Origin of the sequence: Pantoea sp. GM_Pan_4 (assembly GCF_026541005.1) — a bacterium.
Taxonomy (GTDB): Bacteria; Pseudomonadota; Gammaproteobacteria; order Enterobacterales; family Enterobacteriaceae; genus Pantoea; species Pantoea dispersa.
This window is the reverse complement of the sequence record NZ_JALNUZ010000002.1, coordinates 58479-78536: the sequence shown is the minus strand read 5'-3', so window position 1 is coordinate 78536 and position 20058 is coordinate 58479. Positions and strand designations below refer to the sequence as shown.

The following is a 20058-nucleotide window of genomic DNA, read 5'->3' as shown; positions in this document are numbered from 1 at the left end:
TCGCACCCTTCAGGCCATGAACCGCGCCATGACCTGAAGGGAATGCTTAAGACAGACTTACTGCTTTTCCAGCACCCGGATATCCGCGCTGCCCTGTTTTGGCTGCACGCTGTCATCCTGGCGCAGTTTCGCCACCTGTTTCGCCGTGACTTTGGTCTGCACGCCGTTGCCCCAGCTGCTGCGGATAAAGTTCACCACATCAGCCACCTGGCTGTCGTTCAGACGCCAGCCAAACGCCGGCATAGTGATCGCGGTCGGTGCGCCTTTCACGCCCGGCAGCGTGCCGCCTACCAGTACGATGTGAATCAGCGACGTCGGATCCTCTGCCATCACCACCGGATTCCCGCGCAGTGCCGGATAGAAGCGTTGATAGCCGCTGCCGTCGGTTTTATGACACGCCGCACAGCTGTCGACATACACGCCGGCACCCGGCTGGCTGTCGTCACCTTTCCACAGCGCCCGGGCCACTGCGTCATCCTCACGGAACACCGCCTGAGACGGATCTTTCGCGCCGAGCGATTTCAGGTAACGGGCAATCGCGCTGATATCCGCATCGCTGAGATACTGCAGGCTGTGCTGCACCACCTCGGTCATGCCACCAAACGCCGCCGTGTGATCGTTACGGCCATAGCGCAGGAACTGCTGCAGATCCGCTTCGCTCCAGCGCCCCAGACCATCGCGATTGTCACCGCGCAGGTTGCTGGCGGTCCAGCCGTCAATCGGCGCGCTGCTGCCGGCAAGGTAATCATTGCCCTGGCCGTTATTCAGCGCCTTCTCCTGCATAGTGAAGCTGCGCGGCGTGTGGCAGGCACCGCAGTGGCCCAGTCCTTCCACCAGATAGCGACCGCGTGCCAGCGCCGGATCTTCCTGCGCGGCCGGCTGGAACGCCTTCACATCTGGCGCAAACAGGCCGCGCCAGATCGCCAGCGGCCAGCGCATCGACAGCGGCCACGGAATGTCGCTCTCTTTGTTAGCCTGCGCCACCGGTGCCACGCCGTGCATGAAGTAGGCATACAGCGCCTTCATGTCGTCATCGCTGACCACCGCATAAGACGGATACGGCATCGCCGGATAGAGCGTGTCGCCGTTTTTCGCCACGCCATGACGCACCGCTTTCTGGAAGTCGTCATAGCTGTAGTCACCAATGCCGGTTGCCTTATCCGGCGTGATATTGGTGGAGTAGATGGTGCCAATCGGCGTCGCCATCGCCAGGCCGCCGGCAAACGGTTTACCGCCTGCGGTGCTGTGGCAGGCGACGCAGTCACCGGCACGCGCCAGATACTCACCGCGCTGCACCAGCGCATCGGCGGCGGTGTCCTCCGCCAGCGCGACGAACGACAGGGTGCCCAGCAACAGTGCTGTTAAACTTTTGATCATCGCCATGTTCCTTATGCCTGTACCAGCGGGCCGGGGTTCTTCAGATACTGTTCACGAATCGCTTTGGCGGACCAGTAGCTCAGCGCCGCCACCATGCCGGTGGGGTTGTAGCCCAGTCCCTGCGGGAAGGCAGAAGCGCCGGCGACAAATACGTTCGGCACATCCCAGCTTTGCAGATAGCGGTTCACCGCGCTGGTTTTAGGATCTTCGCCCATGATGGCACCGCCGCTCATGTGTGTGGTCTGGTACACGGTGGTATCGAAATGGGCACCTGGCCCTTTCGCGCCGCCAATGATCATCTTCGGATTCATCGCTTCGGTGATTTTGCGCATCTTGCCGATCATGAACTGCGCCATTTTGATGTCGTTGTCCTGCCAGTCAAAGGTCATACGCAGCAGCGGCTGACCGTAAGCATCTTTGTAGTTGGGATCGAGATCGAGGTAGTTAGCGCGATACGACTGGTGCGCGCCGTGCGCATCCATCGACACGTGATGGTTATAGGTATCCGCCACCGCCGCTTTCCACTGGCTGCCCCAGTTCGGCGTGCCTGTTGGCGTCGGCAGGCCGGAGATCGGCTTGGTGCCCGCCTGGTTGACCCAGAACGGTGAACCGCCGACAAAGCCGTAAGGACCATGGTCAAAGTTATCGGCGTTGTAATCATCCACCGCCACGCCCGCGCCACCGGCACCGATGAACGGATTGGTGGTGGTGTTTTTATCAAACAGCGCCTTCAGCGTGGAGATGTTCTGGTAGGCAAAGTTACGGCCGACCACACCTTCGTTGCTGATAGGGTTGTACGGCTTGCCGATGCCGGACAGCAGCATCAGGTGCACGTTGTGGAACTGGAAGGCGGAGAGGATCACCAGATCCGCCGGCTGCTCCACTTCACGTCCCTGACCGTCCAGATAGGTGACGCCGGTCGCGCGTTTTTTATCGTCGGTCAGGTTGACGCGCAGCACATACGCGTTGTTGCGCAGCTCAAACTTCGGCTCCTGGCGCAGCGCGGGCAGAATGTTAACGTTAGGCGACGCTTTGGAGTACATGTAGCAGGCGTAGCCGCTGCAGTAGCCGCAGAAGTTGCACGGCCCCATCTGCGCGCCGTAAGTATTAGTGTAAGGACCGGAGGTGTTGGCCGACGGCATATCGTAAGGGTGATAGCCCACCGACTCTGCCGCCTGGGCAAACAGCTGAGCCGACCAGGTGCGCTTCTGCGCGGGCAGCGGGAAGTCGCTGGAGCGATCCGGCGCATACGGGTTGCCGCCTTTCTCTTTGCCCACCACTTTGCCCTTGATTGACCAGGCGCTGCCGGAGGTGCCGAACACTTTTTCCGCCTGATCGAAGAACGGTTCCAGCTCGTCATAGCTGACGCCGAAATCCTGAATAGTCATGCCTTCCGGGATAAAGTTTTTGCCGTAACGCTGCTCGTAGTGACTGCGCAGATTCAGCTCGACCGGGTCGACGCGGAAGTGCACGCCCGACCAGTGCAGGCCGGCGCCGCCGGTGCCGGTGCCCGGCAGGAATGCCGCCAGCTGACGATACGGTACGGCGGTTTGTGAGGCATCGTGACGGATAGTTACGGTGCTTTTTGACAGATCCTGGAACAGCTTTTTGCGGATGTTATACGTCAGTTCATCAATCGACTGTGGATAGGATCCATCCGGATAGGTATCGCGATGCGGCCCGCGCTCCAGCGCCACCACATGCAGACCGGCCTCGGTCAGCTCTTTCGCCATGATCGCCCCGGCCCAGCCGAAACCGACGATCGCCACATCCACTTTTTTTAACGCATTTGCCACGGTTACGCCCTCTCGCCGCGAATATCAACTGACGGGAACGGATAACGTTCGCCGCGCTCTACCCAATCCATAAAGTCGGCGCGTGCGCCAGGGAAGCCGATCAGCTTCCAGCCCACCATGCCCTGATTGCCGCCGTGGATCGGATCGCTGAAGTAGCCCTCGCGGGTGTTTTGCAACAGAAAGGCGAAGAAGGTTTTGGCCGGCACCTGCGGGAATTGCGCGCTGCCGTTTTCGAAGGCGCTCAGCAGCGCGTCCTGCTGCGTGGGCGTCAGCTCAGCAAATACCTTGCCGTGCTGCTGTTTGCTCCAGCCATCGGCATCGGACAGGCCGAGACGGTAGATCTGCTGCGGCACCAGCGGCAGCTGATAGCCGAGCTCTTTTGGCAGATCCGGATTGAACGGTCCCTGCATATACCAGTTGCTGCCGGTGGCATACGGCGTATTCATCTGGCGATCGATAAACTCCGGTACGCCAGCTTCCAGCGCGCCAGGACCACGTTCATCGTTGGGGATCAGGCGCGCCACGGCGGCTTTGATGAAGGCAAACTCTTCGGCGGTAAACCACACCGGCTGATACTCGCGCGCCTGCTGCGGCGCAGCGGCCGACGACGCTGCCGCACCGGCGGCCATTGGCGCGACCAGTGCACCCATCGCCGTACTGCCTACCGCCATTGCCGGCGCCAGGGTGATGGTTCTCAGCAGGAAATCCCGGCGAGTGTGACCCTTTTTTTCTTCTGACATGACATTGCCTCATTACCGCATATAATGCGGCATGAAAGTTAAGTAGTTGCGTTGTAATGATTTTTATTGGCGTTTTAAGGGATACAGCAAGACTGTTACCGGTAACAGTCGGCGTAGTGTAACACCATCGCCGTTAATAATTTAGTTTCCCGAAACAAATGAGCACAAAAAACTTAACAACTAACTCTGCCGCTTTACATAAATGCGGCGATGCTGTCATCGTCGGATACAACCGACAACAGACAGATAAATGCCGGAAGCGGTATAAAGAGTACACACAACAGCGGAGTGCCTATGTTTAAGTCCTATTTTCCGCGGCCGGCGCTGTTTTTCAGCTCGGCCGCGATTTGGAGCCTGATTGCCATTTTTGCCTGGTTTGGCTTTTTCAATGATTTTCCGGCGCGCTTTCCCGCTTTGCAGGCGGCGATGCAGCAGCCGCTGCCGACCAACGCCAGCCGCTTTATCCACGCCAGCCAGCTGTGGTTTTATGCCTATTACTGGATCATGGGCGGCGCCTTTGCGCTGGTGTGGCGCATCATCGACAACCATCCGTGGCAGCGCTGGTCGGTATGGGGATCGTTACTGATTATCTTTGTCACCTGGTTTGGCGTGCAGGTTGGCGTCGGCGTTAACGCCTGGTATGGTCCGTTTTACGACATGATTCAGCAGGCGCTGACCAAAGCCGGCTCGGTGAGCATCAATCAGTTCTATGTGCAGGTGCTGGCGTTTCTCGGCATTGCGCTGATTGCGGTAGTGATCGGCGTGATGAACTCGTTTTTCGTCAGCCACTGGGTGTTCCGCTGGCGTACCGCGATGAACAACTACTACATGCATAACTGGCAGCGCCTGCGTCTGGTAGAAGGTGCCGCACAGCGTGTGCAGGAAGACACCATGCGCTTCGCCAGTACGCTGCAGGACTGGGGCATTAGCTTTATTCAGGCCATCATGACACTGGTGGCGTTTCTGCCGGTGCTGGTGACGCTATCGCATCACGTGAAAGAAGTGCCGATCCTCGGCAATATCCCTTATGCGCTGGTGATCGCCGCGCTGCTGTGGTCGCTGTTTGGTACCGCGCTGCTGGCGCTGGTGGGGATTAAACTGCCGGGGCTGGAGTTCCGCAATCAGCGTGTGGAAGCCGCGTACCGTAAAGAACTGGTGTACGGCGAGGACGATCCGCAGCGCGCCGCGCCGCCTACGGTGCAGGAGCTGTTCAGCCGCGTGCGTCACAACTATTTCCGCCTCTATTTCCACTATCTCTATTTCAACATCACGCGCATTCTCTATCTGCAGGTGGACAATGTGTTCGGGCTGTTCGTGCTGTTCCCTTCGATTGTTGCGGGCACCATCACGCTGGGGCTACTTAACCAGATCACCAACGTGTTCGATCAGGTGCGCTCCTCCTTCCAGTATCTGATCACCTCGTGGTCCACGCTGATTACGCTGATGTCGATCTACAAACGTCTGCGCAGCTTCGAGCAGATTCTGCAGGATATTCCGCACGACGAGATGCTGCGCGAAGCCTCGGAGTAAGCGGAAAAGGCTCAGGGGCAGGAGCGCGCGCTGTACGCCGACATCGCTCCGGACAGTCCCCTCTCCCGCCCGCGGGAAAGGATTAGGGTGAGGGCCGGGTGCAGAACCGCGCTGTACTCCGGCATCGCTCAGAACAGTTCCCTCTCCCGCCCGCGGGAGAGGATTAGGGTGAGGGCCGGGTGCAGAACCGCACTGTACTTCGACATCACTCCGGACAGTCCCCTCTCCCGCCCGCGGGAGAGGGTTAGGGTGAGGGCGAACCCCGCACCCATCCGCCCCATCCTCAGCCCGCCAGCACCGCAAACACCCTCTCGATGGCGTACGCGCCCGGATCCTTCACGCCATCCAGGCTCTGCTGATTGAGATAAGCCGAACGACCTGCCTTCGCACTCTGCATCTGCGCCGTCGCGTCGGCACCCTGTTGCGCAGCGGCCGCCGCCGCAGCCAGCGACTCTCCGGCCGCTAACGCCTCCAGTGCCGGCTGTAGCGCATCCACCAAGGTGCGATGTCCCGGCTGCGCGCCGCCGTAGTGCTTCATCCGTTCCAGCCCGTGCATCAGCGCCTGCGGCAGCGTGCTGCCCTCCTCCAGCTGCTGTCCGGCCGAAGTAAACAGAATCGACATCAGCACGCCGCTCGATCCGCCCATCACCGTCGCCAGCTGTTCGCCTACCAGCGCCAGCAGCGTAGGCAACTCATCCAGCGGTAGCTGCTGTTCACGCAGGCCGCGCTGGATTTTCTTCGCGCCGGCGGCAAAGGTCGAGCCAGTATCGCCATCGCCGACTTTGGCGTCCAGCGCATTCAGCTCGCTCTCCAGATCGATCAGCGTCTGCGTCACGCGCTCAACCACCTGCGCCACTTCAGCGTTATCAGAAGGATCGAAATCCAGCACGCTGCCGATGCGTTCAGCGCGCTGCAGGCTGATGGGCGCAAAGTCGTACATCGGCGTCCAGCCCAGCACCTGCACCGGCGCATGCAGCGCCTCGAAAAACGCCTCTTCCAGCGCCAGCAGCGTCAGCGAAAACCCTTTCATATCCAGCGCGCTGACCAGGGTTGCCGGGCCAATTAAATGAGTGACGCGTGCCGCCAGCGGCGACTGCAGTACCTCGCGCGTGAGCAGCGCCAGCTCCAGCTGGGAAAAGCCGCCGAGATTGTTGATCATCAACAGCGCCTGTTTGCCGTCGGGCAGCGCCTGCGCCAGCTGATCGGTCATGATGCTGGTAATTTTGCGGCTGTTTTGCGTGTCCAGCGTGATTACGCCCGGCTCACCGTGAATGCCCATCCCCAGCTCGCTGTGACCGGCTGCCACACGATCGTCGCGCTTTTCACCCGGAATGTGACAGGTGGCAAACGCCAGGCCGATGGAGGACGTGGCGTCGATGGTGCGCTGCGCCAGCGCTTTAACCTCGTCGAGCGATTGGCCGTGCTCCGCAGCGTAGCCGGCGATTTTGTGCACCAGCACGGTGCCGGCAATGCCGCGCGGCTGCGGATTTTCCGGCAGCGCGATATCGTCCTGCACCATCACCAGCTCCACCTTGTAACCAAGATTTTTCGCCTTCTCCGCTGCGAGGCCAAAGTTGAGGCGGTCACCGGTGTAGTTCTTCACAATCAGCAGACAGCCCGCCTCACCAGTGACGTTAACGATGGCGTTCAGCACCGCATCAACGCTCGGCGAGGCGAAGATATCGCCGCACACCGCAGCGGTCAGCATCCCTTTGCCGACAAAGCCCGCGTGCGCCGGTTCATGGCCGGAGCCACCGCCGGAAATCAGTGCGACTTTGCTTTTATCCCAGTCCGAACGCACCACCACGCGAATCTCATCGCCCAGATCGAGACGGGTCAGATTGTGCCACGGTGTGCTGAGTAACACGCCTTCGATCGCTTCGTTCACCAGATCGTTTTTTTCATGCATAAAAAACTGGCTCATTGCACTCTCCCCTTAGGTGTTGTCGTCCTAAAGGTAGCGTAAGCCGGGCGGGAAAGGGGGGATCAAGGCCGGAAATGCAAAGGGCGACACACGTCGCCCCTGAGTTTCGGATAATTACGCCCTACAGCGCGATGCGTAACACGCTGTCCGGGTTTTTTGGCGGTTCCTTGCGTGAGCCCGGCTGCTTGATGCTGACGAACAGCGTGTTGCCATCGGCGGAGAGCGCCAGGCTGTTCGGCAGGCCCGGCGCTTTCACCGTGCGTTTCACTTTATAGCTGCTGGCATCGATGATGCTGATCTCACCGGCTTTACGGTGCGTGACATACAGCTCGTCACGGTCAGCATTGAACAGCACCGCCAGCGATTCCGGTACCTCAATACGCTGAATCACCTGCTGTGTCCGGGTATCCAGCACCAGCACCTGCGGCTGCTTCGCATCGCTGAGGAAAGCGCGGTGGCCTTTGCTATCCAGCGCAATATTCAGGAAAAAGTGCTCTTTATCACCGTCAATTTTCTGGCGCTTTTCAATCGCGTTCAGGCGGGTATTGATGGTGACCAGCTCGCCATCGGCATTGGTGACATACAGTTTCTGCGCGGCGGCATCCAGCGCCAGCCCGGTGCCCATTTTGCCGGTATTCGGGATAGTGCTGATGAGCTGCAGCGTTTTGCCGTCCACCACCCACACCACGCTTTGCGCGCCGAGACCGGTGATGTACACGCGATTGGTTAGCGCATCCGCGACCAGTTCACGCGGCTGCAGCGGACGAACCGTGTCACCGCGCTTGCGGCCATCCAGCACCAGCGTGTTGATCACCTTACCGCTGCTGGCATCCACTGCCGTCAGCGCGCCGTTGACCGTGTTGCCAAAGTACAGCACGTTGGTGTGCTGATTGATGGCGGCACCAAAGGTCTTCAGCTCAGTGCTGATGGTTTGTTTCACCGCCAGATTCTGCGGATCGAGACGGTAAACAGTACCGCCCTGCGGATTGCCGGCGTTTTGCGCCGTGGCGAGGAACAGCGCGTTGTCGCTGTTGCTGAAGGCCAGTTCGTAGGCGCCTTTGGCGATCGGCTGATTGAGCGGCTGCGTTTCCGCCGCCTGCAGTGCACTGCAGGACAGCAGCGCCGTGGCCACCAGTAGCGGACGCAGCGCCCACTGCATTGTTTTATTCGCTTTCATAACTTCTCCATAGCAAAACCACCGCCGTGCGGCAGTGAAATGAAAGCCCGACATTGCAACCAATAGGAAATTCAGCCCGAGGCGAGCCGATAAGGATGTTAGTTTTTGCGAATAATAATCATTTATGCGGAAAAGGGACAGGATTTTATGGCGTTAGCAACGCCGCCAGGGCGCCCGAAGGCACCCTGTCAGCACAGAGGGTAGGGCAAACTTATTGGGTCAGTTCTGCGGTCATGTGAACGCCGTTGTTGAAGTTGGCTTCAGTCACTTTGTAGGAAGCACCAAGTTCCTGGGCTTTAGCAGCGATTTGCGCTTCAGCACCGTCAAGCGTAGAGGCGGTAGCGGTCACGCTTTGCGCGAAGCTGGCAAATGGCAGAACAGAGAGAGCAATAACAGCAGCAAAATTTTTGATGGTTTTCATGGTCATTTCCTTAAAGATGTTTGATTGAATAAGGCGACATCGCCTTGATGTGAGATATAATAGGCCGGCAACCGATCAAAAAAAAGCGCAGAGATTTGCCTAAGTCATTCGAATATTTTGACTATAAAAAGCACATTTAGCGCAACCTGTGCGCAAAGGGTTAAAAAACCACGATTTGAATAAAAGGCAGGATTTATTGCTGCGATTGGTGAGACCAGGCATCGGCGGCAAAAGCGGCGCCGCGGCTCCCCTGAAGCGAGTCGCGGCGCGCCGGATGGCGGTAGACGGATTTAACCGTGATGCCGCACGCGGGTAAAGATGGTGATGGCGGCCAGCAGCATCAGCACGCCGCTGGCGAGGAATACGCCGCCTGCACCCTGCAGATCGAACATCCAGCCACCGGCTGCCGCACCGGCGGTGATCGCCAGCTGAATAGTTGCCACCAGCAGTCCGCCGCCCGATTCGGCGTCGTCCGGTACCGCGCGCGACAGCCAGGTTGACCAGCCAGTCGGCATTGAACCAAACGCCAGCCCCCACAGCGCGACGCCGCTCGCCACCAGCCAGGAGACGTGGCCAAAGCTCACCAGCAGCACCGCCGTCACGCTCATCACCAGCGCCATGCCGGTGAGCGTCAGCGACACGCTGCGCGTCACCAGCCACGCAGCCAGCGAGGTGCCGAAGAAGTTCGCCACGCCGAACGCCAGCAGCACCAGCGACAGCTGATTCACATTCAGCTGCGCGCTGGTTTCCAGGAACGGACGCAGATAGGTAAAGAAGGCGAAATGGCCGGTGAACATCATGATCACCGCCAGCATGCCCCAGCGCATCACGCTCTGGCGCAGCAGGTCCAGCACGCCGCCGCTGCGCGTTTTGTTCTCCGGCGGCATCGACGGCAGGGTGAAGAACTGCCAGAACAGCGCCAGCACGCCCAAAACACCGGTCAGCAGGAAGATATTACGCCAGCCAATCAACCCGCCAAGATAGCTGCCCAGCGGCGCGGCAATGATGGTGGCCAGCGAAATACCGCTGAACACAATCGACAGCGCGCGCGGCACCTGATCGGCGGGCACCAGCCGCATGGTAATGGCGGTCGACAGCGTCCAGAAGCCGCCAATCGCCATGCCGAGCAGCACGCGCGCCAGTAAAATCATCGGCAGATTTTCGGCAAACGCCACCAGCAGCGCCGAGGCGATGAGCAGCAACGTGAACGCCAGCATCACCAGGCGGCGGTCGAGGCGGCGCGTGACGTTACCAATTACCAGGCTGGTCAGCAGCGCCACCAGCGCGGTAACCGTGACCGTCTGGCCCGCCTGCCCTTCGCTGACGCGCAGCGAGTCGGCAATCGGTGTCAGCAAGCTCACCGGCAGAAATTCTGCGGTGATCAGGCCGAAGACGCCAAACGCCATGGCGAACACCGCGCCCCATGCGGGTTTCTCTACCGCAATGCTTGTTTCCACTACTTCAGTATCCAGACTCATCTGCGATCCCCATCACAAAATATCAGGCTGTAAGCATAGAGAGACGATGCAAGACGATCTATGATACAGAAACTTTGTTTTTTGATAATTCGTCTGGATTGTATGAGCCGCTATGAAGATTTGACCAGCGAACTGCTGATGGGCATGCGCCTGTACGGCGTCAAATATCAGCGCATCGCGCTGCATGCGCCGTTTGGCCTGCAATATGATGACGCGCCGGGCAAGGCACAGCTGCACTTTGTTGGCCGCGGCTCGCTGCTGATTCGCTCCGCTTCCGGCACCGTCTATCCGCTGCAGGCGGGCGATGCACTGCTGATTCCGCACGGTAAGCCGCACGCGCTGATCTCCGGCGAAGATGCGGTGTGCGTGCCGATCGCTACCTTTAACAGCAAACCCATCTGCGACAGCGTGTGCGCCATCAACGATGCGCCGGATGCGGATGCCTGCCCGGATGACAGCGATGTGATTTTATTCAGCGCCTGCATGGCGTTTGAGCTGGGCGGCATGCAGCCGCTGGTGCACACCATGCCTGACGTGATGCTGGTCAGCACGCTGCTGGCGCAATACCCGGAAATCCAGCCGATTCTGGATGCCATGGAGCGTGAAACACGTCAGCGCAAAGCGGGCTTTGCCGGCATTTTGTCGCGGCTGGCCGATGTGGTGGCGGCGCAAATTGTGCGGGGCTGGGTGGAGAATGGCTGTGGTCAGGGCAGCGGGCTGGTGCAGGCGCTGCGCGATCCGCGCCTCAGCCTGGCGATGGCGGCCATGCACCGCGCGCCCGGCGAAAACTGGACGGTGGAGCGGCTGGCGCGCGAATCCGGCAGTTCACGTTCGGTGTTTGCCGCGCGTTTTCAAAACGCCACCGGCATGACGCCGCTGCGCTACCTTACCGAACTGCGCATGCGTCTGGCGGTGGAGCGCATAGTTAACGATGGCGAAGCGGTGGAGAGCGTGGCGTTCCACCTCGGTTACGGTTCACTGGCCGCCTTCAGTCGCGCCTTCAAACGCATTGTCGGCACACCGCCCGGCGCACTGCGCGCCGGACGTGAAGCGTCGTGAAACTTAGCGAAACACGCTGATCGCTTCAACCAGCCGGTTGGCCTGATGCGCCATTCGGCCGGAGGCTTCTGCACCTTCCGCCACGCGCGCCGCGTTCTGATGGGTGATGTCGTCGAGATCCTCCACCGCGCTACTGACTTCGCTCAGCGCGATGGATTGTTCGGCCGTCGCCGCGCTGATTTGCGCGATCAGGGCGGTGACATTCTGCACCTGATCGACAATCGCCTGCATCGTGTGGCCGGCCGCATCGGCGTGATCGCTGCCCGACTGCACACGGCCGGCGCTGGTTTCCACCAGGTTTTTGATCTCGCTGGCGGCTTTGGCGCTGCGCTGTGCCAGATTGCGCACCTCACCCGCTACCACCGCAAAGCCTTTACCCTGCTCACCGGCACGTGCCGCTTCCACCGCCGCGTTCAGCGCCAGAATATTGGTCTGGAAAGCGATGCCGTCGATCACGCTGGTGATGTTGGCGATACGCTTCGAGCTGTCGGCAATTTCCGCCATCATGCCGACCATCTCCTGCATCACTTCACCGCCTTTTATCGCCGCTGCGCTGGTGCTGGCCGACAGCGTATTCACTTCGCTGGCAGTTTCCGTGTTGCTTTTGACCGTGGCAGTCATTTCGTTCATGGTCGCCGCCGTTTGCTGCACGTTCGCCGCCGCCTGCTCGGTGCGACGGCTCAGTTCATCATTGCTGCGCGCGATGGCGTCGCTGGCGCTCAGGACGTTGATCGCCTGGCCGCTGACGTCATCCACCAGCCAGCGGAACATCAGGCCCAGCTGGCCGATAGCGCGCTGCGTCATGCCGATCTCATCCACCCGATCTATGTGCTCGACTTTGTGGCTGGCGCCGGTGGCCACGCTCAGCGCCTGACGGCACATGCGCTCCATCGGGCGCGAGATCTGCTGCTCCAGCCACAGGCTGGCCAGCAGCAGCAGCCCGGCCATGCCGCCGCTGAAGCAGCCGATCGCCAGCGGTGCCATGCCCAGCAGCCAGACGCTCAGCACCGACAACGGCAGCAGCGCGATCAGCGTACTGCGGATGCGCCAGCGCAGCGGCAGCGTTTTCAGCACTGAGGTCAGTCGCCGCCAGCCGCTGCCGACAATCAGCCCTTTATGGAAGCGACGCCCTTTGGCACGTCCTTCACGAAAATCACGGTACAGCGCCTCGCACTGACGGACCTCCTCCGACGACGGTTTGGTGCGTACCGACATATAGCCCTGCAGCTTGCCCTCGCGCACCACCGGAATGGCATTGGCGCGCACCCAGTAGTGATCGCCATTCTTGCGCCGGTTTTTGACCAGCGCGGTCCAGGGTTCGCCCTGCTTCAGCGTGCTCCACATATCGGCGAACGCTTCCGGCGGCATATCCGGATGACGCACCATGTTGTGTGGCTGGCCGTTGACCTCCTCCGGGCTGAATCCGCTGACCTCAATAAAGGCGTCGTTGGCGTAGGTGATGTGGCTGTTGAGATCGGTGGTCGACATCAGCGTGGCGCGATCGTCGAAGACGAATTCACGCTGGGTGATGGGCTGGTTATTACGCATGTGTGAGTCCTTGCAAAACGCAGGCTGAAGAGAAATCGATAATACTTTTTTACCTTTTCGGCAGCACAATGGCCTGGCTTTAGCGCGGCTATTTAATTTTTGTTCTTAATAAAGCCGGAGTGCGCGGCGCTTCACAGTTCTGGCCGCGGGCGGGATCGATAAAAAATCATTTAGGGTAAATGAGATCGAGCTTTGGCTGAACGCAGTGTCGGCAGCGGTGCGCATGAATGCGCACCCTACAGAAAAACGTGCCATCACCGCATCCCTGCACATCCCACAGCATGCCCCATTCTTGTAGGGTCGCCGTTCACGGCGACCGCATCCCTGCGCATCCCGCAGCATGCCCCATTTTGTAGGGTCACCGTTCACGGCGACCGCATCCCTGCACATCCCGCAACATGCCCATTCTCGTAGGGTCGCCGTTCACGGCGAACGCATCCCTGCGCATCCCGCAGCATGCCCCATTTTGTAGGGTCGCCGTTCACGGCGACCGCATCCCTGCGCATCCCGCAACATGCCCCATTCTTGTAGGGTCGCCGTTCACGGCGGCCGCGTCATGTGCATATACTGTCAGAACTGCCAGCGCACGCCGAGGTTGTAACGCCAGCCTCTGGCGCCGTTACCGTCGATCTCCTTGCGGTAATCCGCTTCGGCGTACAGCGACACATCCTGCTGCAGCGTCACCGTGCCGCCAGCGCCCACTTCCCACATCTGGCCAAAATTACCGCTGCTGAAGCTGGCGCCGAGCGCCGGGTTATCGGCAGCCGACACCGATGTCTGCGCCGTGCCGCCCCAGCCTTTGTAATAATTCGCGCGCAGATAAGGCGTGTACTGGCGGTTGCTGTCATCGGTCCAGCTGCGGTCGAGACGCGCGCCGAGACGGCCAATTGTCTGGTGATAATCGCCATAGCGCACCTGGTTATTGTCCTCATCCGTGAAATCGTTCATGTTCAGTTTCAGGTACATCAGCTGCGCCTGCGGCTCCAGCTTGTAGCCCTCGCCGAGTTCAAACGGATAACCGCTCTCCAGCGAGGCGGTCCAGCCGTGGCCCTTCAGCTTTGCCTCGCGCTGCTGGCGCGCAATGTCGGTTTCACCACGATGCCAGTCAAACGACAGCACGCCGTCAAGGTAAAAGCCGCTCTGGCGCTGCCAGGTGCCGTACAGCGCCAGGCTGTCGCTATCGAAGCTGGTGCTGCTGTAACCGTCTGCCGCCTGCGGACGGATGCGCGTATTGCCGCGCGTGTAGGCCACGCCGCCGCGCAGGCTGTCCTGCTCACCGTCGAGACGCAGCAGATTGCCGCCAAGCTGCACCGCGCTGTAGTCGAGGTCAAACCCGTAGCCGTAATCGCTAAAGCTGCGGTCGCTTTTGTATTTCAGGTTCGAGCCGATATAGCGCAGGAACATCTCACCGCCTTGACCCGCCGGGCGCGTCTGCTCGTGACGCAGTTCGCCAAGACGCTTGTGCAGGTCATCAATAATCGCGGCGGTGTAATAGGCGAGGCCAACCGGTGCCGAAATGTACGAGGGCACCTGCGGCACCACCGCCGGACGCGCATCGTATCGCTGTGGCGTGCCAAATCCGCTGGTCACCAGCGCTGGCTGGCAGCTGTCGCTGTCCTCGCACACGTAGTAGTTTGCCAGCCGGTAATCCCAGTAATTGTTGCCGCTGCCACTCAGCAGGCGCTGCGCCGGATCGCTGCTGCCCGGCGCGAAGCTGTACAGCCGGTACTGCCACGGTCCGGCACCGAGATAGCCATCCCTGAGCGCAAAGCTGTTCTGGCCGGCGTTGCCGCCCACCTGCGCCAGCGAAATGCCTTCATTGCCCTCAATGCCGCCGTTGCGGTTGCGATCGGTGAGCGCCGCACTGCTTGCCGCATCCAGCCTGACGTTGAGCAGCGTGGTGCCGCTGGCGTTACCGCTGACGTTGATGTGGTCGGTGAACTGGTTGCTCAGCGCGCCGCCGTCATTGAGGCGCGTCACCAGATTCGCCTGACCGCCCATCGACGCCAGCGAGCCGTTGATGTCCAACGTATTACCTGGCGAACCGCCGCCATTGGTGAGGTCCAGCGTACCGCTGTTATTCACCTGCAGCGAATCCGCTGTGCCGCCCGCCAGTGTGGGATGCACGTTGTCACCGGCGTACAGCGTTGAGCGCCCATCAATGTTGATGGTGCTGTGCGCCAGCTGCAGGTTGTCGGTCAGCGTCCAGCGGCTATCCGCGAAGTTAATGATGCTCCAGCCGCTGCCGAGGTTAACGCCTTTACTCAGGTCATCCGCGCTGAAGCTGCCGCCGCGCGCCGTAATCTGGTCGAAGGTCAGGCTGTTACCGGTGCCGTTGCCGCTGGTGAGATGGTAAGTAGTGCTGAGATCGACGCCGCTGACCTCGGCGATATTGTTGTTGTCTGCGCCCATGGTCAGGCTGCCGTTGAGCGTGCCGCCGGTCCAGCGGAACGTGTCGCTGCCGCCGCCAGGATTGATGTCGCCCAGCACGTCACCCTGGGTCAGCAAAATCACATCGTCGGCGTTACTGCCCGCCACCGCCACGCTTTGCGCCGTGGCGGTTACGATTGTGCCAAGGTTTTCGAATACCGTTTTGCCGCCGCGCAGATCGACCACCGGCGCCGTCAGGCTGCTGGAGCGCAGTGTGCCGCGGTTGACGATGGTGCCGGCGGTGCTGGAGACCAGCGCCGAACCGCCTGCCGCATTAGTGATATTGACGCTGGCGGCGGTGAAGATATTTCCCGTGGTGTTGGCGCGAATCCCGGTGCCGCCGGCGCCGGTGACATTGAAAACGTAACCCGAACCCAGCGTCAGATCGCCGCCGGTGGTCGATCCATCGGCGTTGGCGATAGTCAGGCCGTTACCGCTGCCGGATACATTGGTGGTCACGGTGGAGGCGGGATCGAACGCGACGGCAGTGCGGATGCCGTTGCCATCGCCGACGTTAAGCGTCAGGTTGCTCAGGCTAACGTTGTCCAGCTCCGCGCGGTTTTCGATGCCGTTGCCGCTGCCCAGTACGTTGATGGTGGCGTCGCGCGCGCTGAGCGCCGCCGCGCCGCTGTCGAGCAAAATGCCATGCGCCGTGCCGCGCGTGGTGATCAGCGTATCGCTGCCGGTCAGCGCCAGTTGCGCGCCGTCGCTGATGCGCACGCCGGCCACGCCGTTATCGACATTGATGCTGCCGCCCTGTGCCAGCGTGGTGCCGTTGCCGCCGACATCTAACCCGGTGCCGCTGCTGATGTTAACCACGCCATTGTTGGTCAGCGTGCTGCCGGCGCGCGAGCGCATGCCGATGCTATTGCTGCCGGTCAGCGTCACTGCGCCATTGTTCTCGAGTTCCGCGCCGTTGGTCAGGTCAAAGCCAACGGCACCGTTGCCAGCGCCGCTGATGCGGGCGTTGCTGGTGACGCGGGTGGCGGCAGCGCTGCCGTCCAGCACATTGCTGAGATCGCTGCGCAAGGTATTCACCAGCACGCCCACCGCGTTGTTGCCGCTGAGCGTGATGGTGCTGCTGCCGTCGAGCGTTGCCGCTGCGCCGCCCTCGACGCGCACGGCGGTGCTCTCCTCGCCGCTGGCGGTCAGATTGAGGTTGGCGCTGTTGAGGCTACTGCCGCTGCCGGAGACAATCACGCCGGTGCTGCTGGCGGCGCTGGCGCTCAGGCTGTTCGGCGTGCTAAAGCTCAGTGCCGCGCCGTCGTCAAGGCGGTAGCCGGTCGAGCCACGCGTGCTGACATCCAGCGCGCTGGTGGCGGCGCGGATGCGCGAACCGTTGCCTGCAGCGTGATAGGCGATCTGGTCGCTATTGTTAAAGATCGGCGTCGATCCGGCGGCGATATTCACCAGCGCACCATCCAGCGCTTCGGCGCCGATGGCACCACTGCCGTTGAGCGTGAACGTACCGCCGTTGAGGTTCGCCACCGCCTGGCTACCGCTGGCGCTGACGCCGCGCGAACGGCGGGTGGTGCTGCCGCCATTGACGTCGATGTTGCCGCTGTTGCTGGCGATGGTGGTGAAGGTGCTGCCCGCGCTGTTCACCGCGATACCGGTGCCGCCGTCGCTGATGCTGATATTGCCGCTGTTGCTGCCGGTCGCCCCGCTCTCCACGCGCAGGCCGGTGGTATTGGCCCCGCTGAAGTTGATGTTGCCGCTGTTGCTGAGCTGCGCGCGGTTGCGCGCCAGATAGCCGGTGATGCCGTTTTGCGCCGAATTGAGTTCTGCGGCGGAGGTCAGCCGCGTGCTGGCGACCGGCGCACGGCTGTTGGCACCGGTCAGCGTATGTTTCTGCCCGTCGGCAATCGCGCCCGTGGCGTTGCTGCCACTGAGGGTAATGGTGGTCGCCGCGTCAATGTTGCCCTGCGCACCGCCCTCGATATTGACGCCGGTGGCGCCGGTGCCGCTGACGTTAATCGTGGCGTTGTTGGTCTTCACCAATGTTCCGCCACCGCCGGTGCCGTTCACCGCCACCGCACCCGCGCCGGAGGCGGTCAGCGTGGTATTAGTCCCGTCAAACGTCGCGCCCTGTTCGATGCGGAAAAGCGTCGAGTTAGTGGTGGTGACGTCAAACGCGTTGTTATCGTCTACGTTGATCAGCGCATTCGGGCCATAGGCAAAAAAACCAATTTGATTGCTGCCGGTGCTGAAGCGGGGAATGGCATTCTGCGTGACGTTAACCGTGGCGTTGCCGCGCGCGTGCACGCCAATCGCGCCGTTGCCGGTGAGGTTAATCGGCCCGTCCACGTTTGCTGCGGCAGTGCCGCTGCCCTGGCCTTCCACCCATACGCCAAAGTTGCGCGTGCCGCTGGCCGGATCGGCTCCGCCCGCCACGTTGATGGTCCCGGTGGAGCTGGCGGCGGCGCTGTTACCACTGGTGGCCAGCACTTTCAGGCCGGTGCCGTTAACGCCATTGAGGTTGATGGTGCCGCGATTCTCCAGCGTACCGTTGCTGTTAGTGACCAGCATGCCGACGTTCTCGCGCGGCACGCGCGCGGCGCTGCCGTTGACGTCGATGGTGCCGCTGTTGATCAGCGTGGCATTGCTGGCACCGCTGACCGACATCCCGGCGGCGTTCTGTACGCGCGAGCCAATCACAATCGCCCCGTCGTTGGTGGCGCTGCCGTTGGCCAGCAGCGCAATGCCGCTGGTCAGCCCGCTCTGGTTCAGGGCTGTCTCCGCCACGTTGTCGCTCAGGCTGTTCTGCGCGCCTCGCCCGAGGTAAATCGTGCCGCCGCTGGTGTTGGTAAATCGGCTGCTGTCGCTGGTGAGCAGCACGCCGGAAGTGGTGCCACGCGCGCTGGAACCGTTGACGCCCACGTTGATATTGCCGCTGTTAGCGGCCTGCGCATTGGCATCAAGGCGGATGCCCGCCACGCCGTTGGTCAGATTGCTGCCGGTGGTACCGAGGTTAAGCACGCCATTGTTGGTGAAATCACCGCCGTTTTGCACCGTTACCGCCGTGGCGTTGTTGCTGGCCGCGCCGACGCCGGTGCCATCAATACGGTTGAGGAAGCCGCCGTTGATGACGCCGCTGCTGCTGTTGGTAGCCGTCGCGCCATCCAGCGCCAGCGCGGTGCCGCGGCTCGCCAGTTTCCCGTCGATGGTAGCATTGGCCCCATTGGCCACGCGTACCGCGCCATCGCTGGCCCCTACCACTTCCAGCGTTTTACCGGCGGCGATAGTGACCTGCGAACCGGCGCCTTCGGCATTGATCACCACGCGGCTACCTATCGGCTGCGTCACTTCATCCGGCGCAGTGGCGCTGACGTTATAGACAATATCGCCGTTGGTGATAGTGACCGCCTGATTGAACGCGCTGAGGTAGCTGGCCGGCGCGAGATTGCCGGCCTGCAGCTGGCTCACCAGCCAGTTATTGTAGCTTTGCAGCTGGCTGGCATTGGTGACGTTGAAGGCGGTGGTTTTGCCATCCAGCGTCTGCACGCTAAAGCTGCCGTTATAGGTCGCAAGGTTTTGTACCGCCAGGCTGTCGGTCACCTGGCCGCCGGAGACGTTGGCCGCAGAACCGTTGAAGGTGATGCGGTTGTTGTTGTTCCAGTTGAGGGTGCCACCGTTACTGACCTGAAACAGCGTGGTGTTTTTGGCCGCCATGGTCCAGGCGTTGGTGCTGGCGCTGCTATTGGCGTTAGCCTGACCAATGCTGACATCCAGCGAACTGCCGCTGCCACTGACGTCGGCGATACGCGCGTCGATATACTGATTGTCATTCACGTTTTGCAGATCCGGCACCACCGTGCTGGCGGTAACCGGTGCCTGCGCCACCAGGCTGGCGGAATCAAACACCTGAAAGGTGGTGTTGCCGCCGGTAGTGGGATCCGGCACGGTGATGGCGAGGTTTTGCGGACCGGGATCGAGACGTGCCTGATTAAGGTATTGTGTGCCCGCCGCGATGGTCACCTGGCCGAGCGTGGTGTTGACCGCCCCGTCAATGCCCGGCTCAAACGCCTGATTACCGGTTAAGGTTGCGCTGCCGCCGTTAACGATCAGCGCGCCGCTCTGCTGGTCGTTATCGCGCGGATTATACGCGCCCAGTGTTGCCGCTTCCCCCACGACGGGGAAATAAAACACCGCCTGCGCAGCGACGATCCCTAACGCAATGGGATTCCGGGTGAATCTCATACAACCTCCAGTAACAAGCAATCAGCGACGCTGTGAAAGCACAGCGAAAAAAAGAACAAAGGGGCAGATGGGCGAACTCTATTTTCACAAAACGAATCAAGTGGTTAATTATGGGCACAGAGGGTGCCGCTGATGCGTGAAAATCAGGAGAAAGCTGTTGCTTATATAGACTTTATGGCTGCACAGATCAAAAGCGAGCCCGGAGATATTTATCGGAATGAAATAAGAATTTCGCAGAAAATGAAAGGCTATAACCCTGCTTTAAATAAGGCTTATAGGGATAACGCATTAATATTATGTGATTTATCTTCAGCCACTCCAGTAAAGTCTGGACGGGTGATAATTCTCACGCTCAATAATAAGCAGCGCTAACGAAAT

General features: G+C 60.8%; 12 protein-coding genes. 3 read left to right on the top strand and 9 right to left on the bottom strand.

The window, feature by feature from the left end; all coding sequences use genetic code 11:
- Positions 1-57: 57 nt before the first annotated feature.
- Genes OXR61_RS06310 through OXR61_RS06300 form a run of 3 tightly spaced genes read right to left on the bottom strand, consistent with a single transcriptional unit; the run spans position 58 to position 3913 of the window.
- Positions 58-1377 carry a cytochrome c gene (locus OXR61_RS06310; RefSeq protein WP_021507806.1) on the bottom strand — a complete coding sequence of 440 codons (1320 nt, stop codon included), beginning with the start codon at positions 1375-1377 and terminating at the stop codon, positions 58-60.
- Positions 1378-1388: 11 nt separating this feature from the next.
- Complete coding sequence (locus OXR61_RS06305; protein ID WP_021507807.1) at positions 1389-3173, bottom strand: GMC family oxidoreductase; 1785 nt, start codon at positions 3171-3173, stop codon at positions 1389-1391.
- 2 nt (positions 3174-3175) lie between these two features.
- Positions 3176-3913: a gluconate 2-dehydrogenase subunit 3 family protein gene (locus OXR61_RS06300; RefSeq protein ID WP_021507808.1), complete on the bottom strand. Its 738-nt coding sequence runs from the start codon at positions 3911-3913 to the stop codon at positions 3176-3178.
- A gap of 294 nt (positions 3914-4207) precedes the next feature.
- On the opposite strand from OXR61_RS06300, the gene sbmA reads away from it, so the two are divergent.
- Positions 4208-5443 (top strand): peptide antibiotic transporter SbmA, encoded by a 1236-nt coding sequence (gene sbmA / locus OXR61_RS06295; protein WP_021507809.1) that lies wholly within the window; start codon positions 4208-4210, stop codon positions 5441-5443.
- Between the two features lie 283 nt (positions 5444-5726).
- On the opposite strand, the gene OXR61_RS06290 is transcribed toward sbmA, so the two are convergent.
- The 4 genes from OXR61_RS06290 to OXR61_RS06275 form a co-directional block, all read right to left on the bottom strand.
- Positions 5727-7367 carry a dihydroxyacetone kinase subunit DhaK gene (locus tag OXR61_RS06290; protein WP_021507811.1) on the bottom strand — a complete coding sequence of 547 codons (1641 nt, stop codon included), beginning with the start codon at positions 7365-7367 and terminating at the stop codon, positions 5727-5729.
- A 121-nt stretch (positions 7368-7488) separates the two neighbouring features.
- Positions 7489-8544, bottom strand: coding sequence for a YncE family protein (locus OXR61_RS06285; protein ID WP_021507812.1), 1056 nt, complete (start codon positions 8542-8544; stop codon positions 7489-7491).
- Positions 8545-8755: 211 nt separating this feature from the next.
- A complete protein-coding gene (locus OXR61_RS06280) occupies positions 8756-8965 on the bottom strand; it encodes a DUF1471 domain-containing protein (protein WP_021507813.1) in 210 nt (69 codons plus the stop codon).
- Positions 8966-9255: 290 nt separating this feature from the next.
- Positions 9256-10443 (bottom strand): MFS transporter, encoded by a 1188-nt coding sequence (locus tag OXR61_RS06275; RefSeq protein ID WP_021507814.1) that lies wholly within the window; start codon positions 10441-10443, stop codon positions 9256-9258.
- A 102-nt stretch (positions 10444-10545) separates the two neighbouring features.
- Here OXR61_RS06275 and OXR61_RS06270 point away from each other — a divergent pair, with 102 nt between their 5' ends.
- Complete coding sequence (locus tag OXR61_RS06270; RefSeq protein ID WP_021507815.1) at positions 10546-11502, top strand: AraC family transcriptional regulator; 957 nt, start codon at positions 10546-10548, stop codon at positions 11500-11502.
- A 3-nt stretch (positions 11503-11505) separates the two neighbouring features.
- On the opposite strand, the gene OXR61_RS06265 is transcribed toward OXR61_RS06270, so the two are convergent.
- Entirely contained in the window at positions 11506-13050 is a 1545-nt protein-coding gene (locus OXR61_RS06265; RefSeq protein ID WP_021507816.1) for a PAS domain-containing methyl-accepting chemotaxis protein, read from the bottom strand.
- A gap of 570 nt (positions 13051-13620) precedes the next feature.
- The gene (locus tag OXR61_RS06260) at positions 13621-19680 is read right to left on the bottom strand and encodes an autotransporter outer membrane beta-barrel domain-containing protein (RefSeq protein ID WP_021507817.1); all 6060 of its coding nucleotides are present in this window, start codon (positions 19678-19680) and stop codon (positions 13621-13623) included.
- A gap of 132 nt (positions 19681-19812) precedes the next feature.
- Between OXR61_RS06260 and OXR61_RS06255 the strand changes: the two genes are divergently transcribed.
- Positions 19813-20052, top strand: a complete 240-nt coding sequence (locus tag OXR61_RS06255) for a hypothetical protein (protein WP_155519911.1) — start codon at positions 19813-19815, stop codon at positions 20050-20052.
- Positions 20053-20058: the final 6 nt, after the last annotated feature.